The 8,654-nt window shown below is 69.4% G+C and carries 9 protein-coding genes and 1 pseudogene; 5 read left to right on the plus strand and 5 right to left on the minus strand.

Going from position 1 to position 8,654, the window contains the following annotated elements:
- Window positions 1-100 precede the first annotated feature (100 nt).
- The 3 genes and pseudogenes from ACRDSQ_RS15520 to ACRDSQ_RS15530 all read right to left on the minus strand — a co-directional run bounded on the left by ACRDSQ_RS15520 (window position 101) and on the right by ACRDSQ_RS15530 (window position 2,882).
- Window positions 101-448 (minus strand): RNA polymerase-binding protein RbpA, encoded by a 348-nt coding sequence (locus tag ACRDSQ_RS15520; protein WP_431421880.1) that lies wholly within the window; start codon window positions 446-448, stop codon window positions 101-103.
- A gap of 237 nt (window positions 449-685) precedes the next feature.
- Window positions 686-1,437, minus strand: a pseudogene (locus ACRDSQ_RS15525) (thymidine kinase).
- A gap of 26 nt (window positions 1,438-1,463) precedes the next feature.
- Window positions 1,464-2,882, minus strand: a complete 1,419-nt coding sequence (locus ACRDSQ_RS15530; RefSeq protein ID WP_431421893.1) for an MFS transporter — start codon at window positions 2,880-2,882, stop codon at window positions 1,464-1,466.
- Window positions 2,883-3,102: 220 nt separating this feature from the next.
- Between ACRDSQ_RS15530 and ACRDSQ_RS15535 the strand changes: the two genes are divergently transcribed.
- The 3 genes from ACRDSQ_RS15535 to ACRDSQ_RS15545 are packed head-to-tail and all read left to right on the plus strand — an operon-like array spanning window position 3,103 to window position 4,632.
- Window positions 3,103-3,753, plus strand: coding sequence for a transglycosylase family protein (locus ACRDSQ_RS15535; protein ID WP_431421882.1), 651 nt, complete (start codon window positions 3,103-3,105; stop codon window positions 3,751-3,753).
- A gap of 46 nt (window positions 3,754-3,799) precedes the next feature.
- Window positions 3,800-4,120 carry an ArsR/SmtB family transcription factor gene (locus ACRDSQ_RS15540; protein WP_228769646.1) on the plus strand — a complete coding sequence of 107 codons (321 nt, stop codon included), beginning with the start codon at window positions 3,800-3,802 and terminating at the stop codon, window positions 4,118-4,120.
- Window positions 4,117-4,632: an SRPBCC domain-containing protein gene (locus ACRDSQ_RS15545; protein ID WP_431421885.1), complete on the plus strand. Its 516-nt coding sequence runs from the start codon at window positions 4,117-4,119 to the stop codon at window positions 4,630-4,632. Before ACRDSQ_RS15540 ends, ACRDSQ_RS15545 begins: the two co-directional genes overlap by 4 nt.
- 48 nt (window positions 4,633-4,680) lie before the next feature.
- Here ACRDSQ_RS15545 and ACRDSQ_RS15550 read toward each other — a convergent pair whose 3' ends face one another.
- Window positions 4,681-5,499, minus strand: coding sequence for an arylamine N-acetyltransferase family protein (locus tag ACRDSQ_RS15550; protein ID WP_431421886.1), 819 nt, complete (start codon window positions 5,497-5,499; stop codon window positions 4,681-4,683).
- Between the two features lie 57 nt (window positions 5,500-5,556).
- Window positions 5,557-6,339, minus strand: a complete 783-nt coding sequence (locus tag ACRDSQ_RS15555) for a glycerophosphodiester phosphodiesterase (protein WP_431421888.1) — start codon at window positions 6,337-6,339, stop codon at window positions 5,557-5,559.
- Between the two features lie 68 nt (window positions 6,340-6,407).
- Between ACRDSQ_RS15555 and ACRDSQ_RS15560 the strand changes: the two genes are divergently transcribed.
- Together ACRDSQ_RS15560 and ACRDSQ_RS15565 are read left to right on the plus strand one after the other, a co-directional pair.
- On the plus strand, window positions 6,408-6,770 hold the full coding sequence (locus tag ACRDSQ_RS15560; RefSeq protein WP_431421890.1) for a hypothetical protein: 363 nt from the start codon (window positions 6,408-6,410) through the stop codon (window positions 6,768-6,770).
- 61 nt (window positions 6,771-6,831) lie between these two features.
- Window positions 6,832-8,556 (plus strand): putative bifunctional diguanylate cyclase/phosphodiesterase, encoded by a 1,725-nt coding sequence (locus ACRDSQ_RS15565; protein ID WP_431421892.1) that lies wholly within the window; start codon window positions 6,832-6,834, stop codon window positions 8,554-8,556.
- The last annotated feature ends 98 nt before the right edge of the window (window positions 8,557-8,654 follow it).

Consider the following 8,654-nt stretch of genomic DNA (forward strand, 5'->3'; position numbering starts at 1 on the left):
GTACAACTGTTCTGAACGTTGGACTCGCGACGTAGGGGCTCGGACAGGCGACAGCCGCCCAGCTGGGGGTCCCGGGCGGCTGTCTGGTCTGTGGCGCAGGTCAGGCGCTGCGTGCGCCGCGGCGGCCGCGGAGTTCCTGCAGACGTTCGGTCAGCAAGTCTTCCAGCTCCTGGATCGTGCGGCGTTCCAGCAGCATGTCCCAGTGGGTGCGCGGCGGCTTGGTCTTCTTCGGTTCCGGGGCGGAGCCGTCGATCATCTTCGACTCCGTGCCGTGCAGGCGGCACTCCCAGACCGAGGGGATTTCGGCGTCGTCGGAGAACGGCACCTCGAAGTCGTGGTCCTTCGGGCACGCGTAGCGAACCGTCCGGCGCGGGGCCAAGTCGTGATTGCGGTCAGTCTCGTAGCTGACCGCTCCCAGCCTGCTACCACGAAGCACACGGTCGGCCATGGCGGTGTCCTTTCGCTCGGCCCTTGACGGGCCTAGGGGTGTTGCTTACCCAGAGCAACGAGCAAAACGAGTATTTCATTCCCGTTCACCCGCAGCCGTCGCTTACGGTGACAAGCTTCACCCGTCAACAACAGCATCCTCCTAAGGGATGCCCGCGCGCCGGTTTTGTGACGCGCTATCGCACATTCGGCTTGGACATATCACCCCTCCGGGTGATGGTAGCCGCAAGAGGCCTAGTCAGGCGAACGAGAGTTGACCTTGGACCCCCTGGCTGAGCCCCAGATCACCCAGACGGAAGTGCCTGCGACACAGAACCTGGTAACGGACCGTAGTAGACCACTGCTCCGACAGGGGTTCACTGTCCGTACTGACACGAGAGTGCCCCGTGTCCGCGACGAGAACGGTGTCCCCGGCGCGTGTCACCTGACCGTCCTGGACGCGGGCGTTGAACCGGGCCGGGAGCCCGCACCAGCACAGGACGTCGACCTGGACCGGCTGCAGGTCGTCGGCCAGTTCGAACAGCCGCCGCGACCCCGGGAACAGGGTGCTGCGGAAGTCGGTGGCGATGCCGAAGCAGTACACGTCGACCTGCGAGTCGTCGGCCAGTTCCGCGAGCTGGTCGACCTGAGCCGGGGCGAGGAACTGGGCCTCGTCGACGATCAGGTAGTCCACCCGCGACCCGGCCGCCCACGTCGACCGCACCAACTCGCACAGGTCGACGTCGGCGTTGATCTCGATCGCGGCCCGGGAGATCCCGATGCGGCTCGAGATCTGCGGCTTGCCCGAGCGGTCCCGCAGCACCAGGAGCAGGCCCTTGCGGCCCTGCCGGGCGTGGTTGTGGTCGACCTGCAGCGCGAGCGTCGACTTCCCGCAGTCCATCGGCCCGTGTCGAAGCGCAGGTGCCCGGTGACGGGCACCGCCCGGCGCGAGCCTGCGGCGGGCACGGCGGACAGAGCGTCGGTCGGGTCGGGATCGGCGGTGGGCTCCATGGTCACGGGCGGGAACCCTATCGGGCTCAGAGAATCGCCGGTTCCGGGTTGCCGACGGCTCGGATCGCCCGGCGGATCGGCACGAAATACATCAGGACCAGGCCGACGAAGAAGAAGATGACCAGGGAGATGATCGCGTACCGGTAGGAGCCGGTGGCGCCCGCCATGAACGCGAACAGCAGCGGGCCCAGCCACGAGGTGGCGCGCTCGCCGATCTCGTAGATGGAGAAGTACTGGGCTTCCTTGCCCAGCGGGATCATCTGGCTGAACACCGACCGGGACAGCGCGTTGGTGCCGCCGAGGACCAGGCCGATGCCGCCTGCGACCAGGTAGAACTGCAGCGCCTGGCCCGCCTGGACGAAGTACGCGCCGCCGATCACGAGCACCCACACGCCGAGGCTGATCATGATCGTCTTCTTGGCGCCGATGTGCTTGGCGACCAGGCCGTGCAGCATGCCGCCGAGGAACGCGACGAACTGCACGATCAGGATCGTGGTGATCAGCACGTCGGCGGAGAACTTCAGCTCCTCGCGGCCGTACTGGGCCGAGACGTTGGCGACGGTGGCGATGCCGTCGGTGTAGATGAGGTACGTGCCCAGGAACGCCAGGGTCAGCGGGTACGCGCGGGCGTGCCGGACGGTGGTGCGCAGTTCGCGGAATCCGGCGGTGACCACGGACCCCTCGGCGGGCAGCGGCTTGTGCGGGCGATGTCCGCGCAGGCGCAGCAGCGGGATGGTGGTGAACACCGCCCACCAGATGCCCGAGAGCACGAACGCGATCTGCGCGGCGTTGCCCTCGGTGATGCCGAAGCTGTCGCGGAACAGGTAGATCACCAGTTGCATGGCCAGGGCCACGCCGCCACCGAGGTAGCCGAACGCCCAGCCGCGGGTGGACAGGCCGTCGCGTTCGTCGGCTGTGGCGATGTCGTTGAGGAACGAGTAGTAGATGACCACCGAGGTGCCGAAGCCGATGTTGCCCAGGACGAACAGCACCACCCCGAGTTCCCAGTTCGACCCGCTGACCAGCGCCATCGCCACGGTCGCGATCGAGCCGCCGAAGGCGAAGAAGGCCAGCATCGGCTTCTTGTTCGCCGAGCGGTCGGCGATCGCGCCCATCAGCGGGACGATCAGCACCTGGATGACGGTGGCGAAGGACAGCAGGTAGCCCCACAGCGAGCCCGCGGCGAAGTCCAGCCCGAACAGGCTGATGTCGCAGTCCTTGAGCTTGTCGGTGTTCCCGGCGGCGTCGGCCGGACACGGGTTGGGGCCGTTGCGCTCGGTGTCGGCCTGTGCGGCGGTAGCGGCGACGGCGGTGAGGTAGAGCGACCCGAAGACCGTGGTGACCGACGTGGGGAACACCGAGTTCGCCCAGTCGTACCAGACCCAGCCGCGCTGCTCGCGCTTGCGAGCCGCCTCATCGGCGACCGGGGTGTTGTCGTCCACCATACTCACGCTGCCTCCGCGAAATGACCGGCACCGGGCGTGCGCACGCCCGGCACGGCGGAGAGTACTGGCACCGCCACCGGATGCGGTGGGCATCGCCCGGCCGAGTCCAAACGGTCACCTTCATCATCGCCGCGCGTGTGCGGACGCTACCCGTGCGCGTGATACGTGGGGCGGATGTTGCGGTTGTGGCTGCTGGGACCCCGGCTTACCGTCCTCGGTTATGGCTGGTAGACGGGTTGTCGCACGGATGGTCCTGCTGCTCGCGGTCGTCGCCTCGTCCGCCGTCGTCTCCGGGTCCGGGGCCGCCGCGGACCCGCCCGCCGCGGACTGGGCCGAACTGCGGATGTGCGAGTCCAGCAACCGGTACACGGTGAACACCGGCTCCGGGTACTACGGCGCCTACCAGTTCGACCTGCCCACGTGGAACAGCGTCGGCGGCAAGGGACACCCGCACGAGGCCGTGCCCGCCGAGCAGGACTACCGCGCGCTGTATCTCTACCGGATGCGCGGCTGGCAGCCGTGGGAGTGCGCGGGCATGCGTGGGCTGCGGCCCGACCTGGACGCGCGCAGCAAGCGCGTGCCGACCTACGCCGAGTCCGCCTACATCGGTGGCGGGCCCTCGGCGGCGCCGCTCACGATGCCGCCGTGGCCCGGGGTCGTCTACGTCTTCGGCGACTGTGCGCCCGCGCTGCGGCAGTGGCAGTTGCGGATGAACGTCTACGGCTACCAGTTCCAGGGGAGCGGCTGCTACTTCGCCGAGACCCAACGCGCCGTGCTCGCGCTGCAGCGGGCCAACGGGATCGCGGACTCGGGGAAGCTCGGCCCGAAGACCTGGCGGGCGGCTTGGCAGGGCGTCGCGCCGAAGCCGTGAGAACTCGGACTGGACATGTGACCATTTGGTCACCTATTCTGGTCACGTGAACGACGACCGGGTGTTCAAGGCATTGGCCGACCCCACCCGGCGCCTGCTGCTCGACCGGCTGTTCGCTCGCGACGGACAGACGCTCGGGGAGTTGGAGGCCGATCAGGAGATGACGCGCTTCGGCGTGATGAAGCACCTGAAGGTCCTCGAAGAGGCCGGGCTGGTCGTCACGCGACGTTCCGGGCGGGAGAAGTTGCACTTCCTCAACCCGGTGCCCATCCGACTGATCCACGACCGCTGGATCGACAAGTACACCGACGAGCGTCATGTGAGCGCGCTGATCGAGCTCAAGGCGCAACTGGAGGACGAGACATGACCACGACGCAGCAGACCGTGCAGGTCTACAAGATCTACATCAAGGCCACCCCGGAGGCGATCTGGGACGCGATCACCAAGCCGGAGTGGACCGCCAAGTACGGCTACGCGGGCGTCGTCGACTACGACCTCAAGCCCGGCGGCGCGGCGAAGACGTACCCGAGCGACGCGATGCGCGACGCCGCCAAGACCCAGGGCTACGACATCCCCGACCTCCTCATCGACGGCGAGGTCCTTGAGGCGAACGCGCCGCACAAGCTGGTCATCACCTGGCGGATGCTGATGGACCCGACGTGTGCGGCCGAGGGGTTCACCACGCTGACCCACGAGATCAGCGAGGTCGAGGGCGGCTACTGCGCGCTGACCGTGTCCCACGACGTCACCAACGCGCCCACCGTGGCCGTGATGGTCCAGGGCGACAACGCCGACCCCGGCCAGGGCGGCGGCGGGCACCCGTGGATCCTCAGCGACCTCAAGTCGCTCCTGGAGACCGGCAAGACGCTCGCGGGGTAAGTGCTCGACGTCGCCGCCCCACCCGCCGGTGGGGAGGCGACGCCTTGCTCAGCCACCCAGCTTGACGCGCAGGGCGTCGAGCTCTTCGGGGGCCAGGTCGATGTCGAGGCCGGGCAGCACCTCGCCGAGCTGGTCGAACCCGATCGTGGTCTTCTCGGTCCGGCCGTCCGCGTGCTCCACCGTCAGCTCGTTGCCGACGAGGGTGCGGCTGACGCCCTCGCTGAGCCGTTTCACGATCAGCTTGCCCGGGAACGGTGAGCGCGGCCCCGTCGCCGCGTAGTGGTTGCCCACCTCGAAGTCCACCGCGAGCTGCGGGACGTCCTCGAACTCGTGCTCGGGCTCCCAGCCGTCCTGCTTCAGCCGCCACAGCGACCAGCCCAGCTCGGTCCTGCGCACCTGGTGCGCCCAGCCCGCCTGGTCCACCTCGGCGCCATCGATCAGCGGCATCGGCTGCCAGATCGACGCCCCGAACCCGACATCGACCAGGTGGTCGGCGTCGTCGATCGTCACCACGAGCAGCGCGTGCGTGCGCGGCCCGGACCGCTGCGGGCCGACCCGGCCGAGCCTGCGCCGCACGGTGAAGCCGAGCTGCTCGGCGGCCGCGGCGAACAGCGGGGCGTGCTCGAAGCAGTAGCCGCCGCGCGCACGGTTGACCATCTTCGCCGCCACCGCCTTGACGCCCAGCTCCGGTGGCCCGCCGAGGAGCACGCTGATGTTCTCGAACGGGATTGCCCGCACGTGCGCGATGTGCAGTGAGCGCAGCGCGTCCAGCGAGGGCGCGACCCGAGGGTGATCGATCCGCGCGAGGTAGCTGTCGAGGTCGAGGTCCTCGGTGCCCCACTCCGGGGTGGGGGAGAGCGTCGTCATGCGTTAATGGGATCACCTCCAGCGCGCTGGAGGTCAAGAAACGGCGAGCGGTTGGTTTCAGGCGTGCGCCCAGAGCCCCCGCTCGATCAGCACATCCTTGAGCACCCTCGGCTTGTCCGTCATCAGGCCGTCGACGCCCAGGTCGAGCAGTGTGCGCATCTGCTCCGCCTCGTCGATCGTCCACACGTGCACCTCGGCGTCGCGGCGGCGGGCGACGGCGACCAGCCGCGGGTTGACCACCGTGATCCGGCCCTGGCGCACCGGCACCTGGCACACCAGCGGCCGGTCCGAGCGCCGCGCGAAGAACTGCGGCAGCTTGCCCGTCGCCCAGAACCGCGCCATGGCGCGCATCCCCATCGACGTCAGCGCCACCGGCCCGGCCAGTTTGCGCACCCGCGCCATCCGCGCCTCGGAGAACGACGCCAGGCACACCCGGTCGAACGCGTCCATCCGCCGCAGCAGGTCCAGCGTCGGCGCCACCGCGACGTCGGTCTTCAGGTCGATATTGATCAGCGCGTCGGGCAGCTCTTCGAGCAGGTCTTCGAGCCTGCTGACGGGTTCCCGGCCGCCGATCTTGGCCTGGCGCACCGTCGCCCACGGCAGCAACGCCACCGCGCCGGACGCGTCGGTCGTGCGGTCGAGGAGCGCGTCGTGGTGCACGACGACGACGCCGTCACTCGTGGCATGCACGTCGGTCTCCAGATACCGGTACCCCTCGTCGACCGCGCGCTTGAACGCGACGAGGGAGTTCTCGAGGCCGTCGAGGTCGTCGTAGTGCCAGCCTCGGTGGACGAAGGCCCGCGGGTAGGGGCCGGTGAAGAAGCCGTGGTCGGATCGCACCTGCTGAGTGTGCCTCAACGGCGTGGCGGTCGCGGTGTACTCAGGGTGTCCAGATAGCGTCCAGCGCCATGGTAGTGGTGACCCAACCGGTGGACGTCGTGCGACGCCGTGACGAACCCCGACACTGCGGCTGGTGCGGCCGGCAGCTCCCGGGCGACCCGCGCGCGGGTAGGCCACGCCGCTATTGCGCCCAATCTTGCAGGCAGCGTGCGTACGAGCGGCGGACCGCCGTGCAGCGCGGCGGGCTGCCCGAGGACGCGGTCGTGCTGTCCGCCGCGGAACTCGCTGACCTGCAGGATCGCCTGTTTCAACTGCGCTGCGCGGCCGAGGACGTGGTGACCGCGGCCCGCGACGGCGCGACCTCGGCGGAGCTCGTCGGCCTCGCGGAAGCCATCGAGATCAGCGCCAAGGGGCTTGAGCGCCTGCGCTGAACACGTTCGGTCCACTACGCTTCGTGCGCATGTCCCCACGAGAATGGGTGAGGGAGACCGGGTGACGGACCACGAGACCGCCCCCGCGGAGATCCTGTCCGCTACCGATACGGCATTCGCGCTCACCGATCGAGCCTCGACCGTGCGCTGGGTGAACCCCGCGATGGCCGTGCTGCTGGGTCTGAGCGTCGAGCAGAGCATCGGCCGATCGCTGACCGCGCTGCTGGCGGGCGCCCCCGACGGCCCGCGCGACGACGACGTCATGCTGCCGCAGCCCGCGATCGACGGTGCCGGCTACCGCTGGCTCGAGGTCCGGTGCACCGCGACTGAGGACGGCCTGCTCTATCGGGCGACCGACGTCACCCGGTGGCGCAACCGCGAACTCGACTCCGTGGGCTTGGCGAATCACCAGGACGAGTTGCTGCGCCTGGTCGACGAGGACCCGCTCACGGGTCTGCCGAACCGGCGCGCGCTGACCCGGGAGCTGGAGCGACAGCTCGCCCTCGGGGTGCGCGGCGCGTTCCTGCTGCTCGACCTCGACCACTTCAAAGACGTCAACGACCTGCACGGCCACCCCACCGGCGACCGCGTCATGTGCACGCTGGCCTCGCTGCTGCGCGACCGCATCGGTAGCGGCCAGGTCCTCGGCAGGCTGTCGGGCGACGAGTTCGCCGCGGTGCTCGCCGACTCCGACGAGCGCGACGCGGTCGCGGCCGCGGACCGGCTGCGCAACGCCATCGCCGCGATCCCGATGACCGGGGTCGCCGGGGCCAGCCGCGTCACCGTGTCGATCGGCGTGGCGACCTTCGACTCGGGCGTGTCGTGGCAGGAGGTGCTGGCCAACGCCGACATGGCGCTCTACGCGTCCAAGGCGGCGGGCCGCAACCGGGTCACGGTCTACGAACCGGGGCACTACCAGGACACCGCTCTGCGCGTCACGGTCATAGAGCGGGTCCGCGCGGCACTCAAGCACGGCGGTTTCGTGCTGCACGCGATGCCGATGGTCAAACTCGGCAGCGGCCGGGTCATCGGGCACGAACTGCTGCTGCGGCTGGAGGACGGCAAGGACCCGCGCCTGGGTCCCGGCGAGTTCCTCCTCGCCGCCGAACGCAGCGACCTCGTCTTCGAAATCGACCGCTGGGTCGCGGACAAGGCGATCCAGACCCTGGTCGAGCACCCGTATCCGGGGCTTCGGTTCAACGTCAACGTGTCCGGGCGCACCCTGGAGGACGAGGACTTCGGCGACTTCGTCCTCGACCGGCTCACCGCCGCGGGCGTGGCCCCCGGCCGGCTCGGCTTCGAGATCACCGAGACCGCCGCCGTGACCAACCTCGACGCCGCGCGCAGCCTGTCGCAGCAGCTCAGAGCCAGCGGCTGCCGCATCACCCTCGACGACTTCGGTTCCGGCTTCGGCTCCTTCGTGCACCTGAAGGAACTGCCGATCACCGGCCTCAAGATCGATGGCGAGTTCATCCACGGCATCGACTACGGCAGCCGCGACACCGTGCTGGTGCAGGGGATCGTCGACATCGCCCGCGGCCTCGGCCTGTCGGTCGTGGCCGAGTGGGTCGAGCGGGCCACCCAGGTCGAAGCGCTGTCGAGGCTCGGAGTGCGGGTCGCGCAAGGGTTCCACCTGGGCAAGCCGGAACCGCTGGAGACGCTGCTCGCCCGCCCGCACGGGGTGTGGATGCGGCGGCCGACGCTGATGCAGGACCTCGACTCGATGGACTCCGCCGCCGCACGGGCGGAGTCCGGCTCGCACGGAACTGTCGGTGGTCGCGGCTAGCGCCTGTCTCGAAGTGCGGGCACACGCCAGCCGCGCCGGATGCGGCCCCTGGCGGCACGGCCGGATACGCCCGAATACACCCGGTATGAGTGGCGATC

The organism is Actinokineospora sp. (assembly GCF_050699995.1).
GTDB lineage: Bacteria > Actinomycetota > Actinomycetes > Mycobacteriales > Pseudonocardiaceae > Actinokineospora.

Excerpts from the sequence above, each read along its gene's own strand:
- ACRDSQ_RS15520 (WP_431421880.1), bottom strand. The coding sequence starts at position 448 with ATGGCCGACCGTGTGCTTCGTGGTAGCAGGCTGGGAGCGGTCAGCTAC.
- ACRDSQ_RS15550 (WP_431421886.1), bottom strand. The coding sequence starts at position 5,499 with ATGACGACGCTCTCCCCCACCCCGGAGTGGGGCACCGAGGACCTCGAC.
- ACRDSQ_RS15535 (WP_431421882.1), top strand. The coding sequence starts at position 3,103 with ATGGCTGGTAGACGGGTTGTCGCACGGATGGTCCTGCTGCTCGCGGTC.
- ACRDSQ_RS15545 (WP_431421885.1), top strand. The coding sequence starts at position 4,117 with ATGACCACGACGCAGCAGACCGTGCAGGTCTACAAGATCTACATCAAG.
- ACRDSQ_RS15530 (WP_431421893.1), bottom strand. The coding sequence starts at position 2,882 with ATGGTGGACGACAACACCCCGGTCGCCGATGAGGCGGCTCGCAAGCGC.
- ACRDSQ_RS15560 (WP_431421890.1), top strand. The coding sequence starts at position 6,408 with ATGGTAGTGGTGACCCAACCGGTGGACGTCGTGCGACGCCGTGACGAA.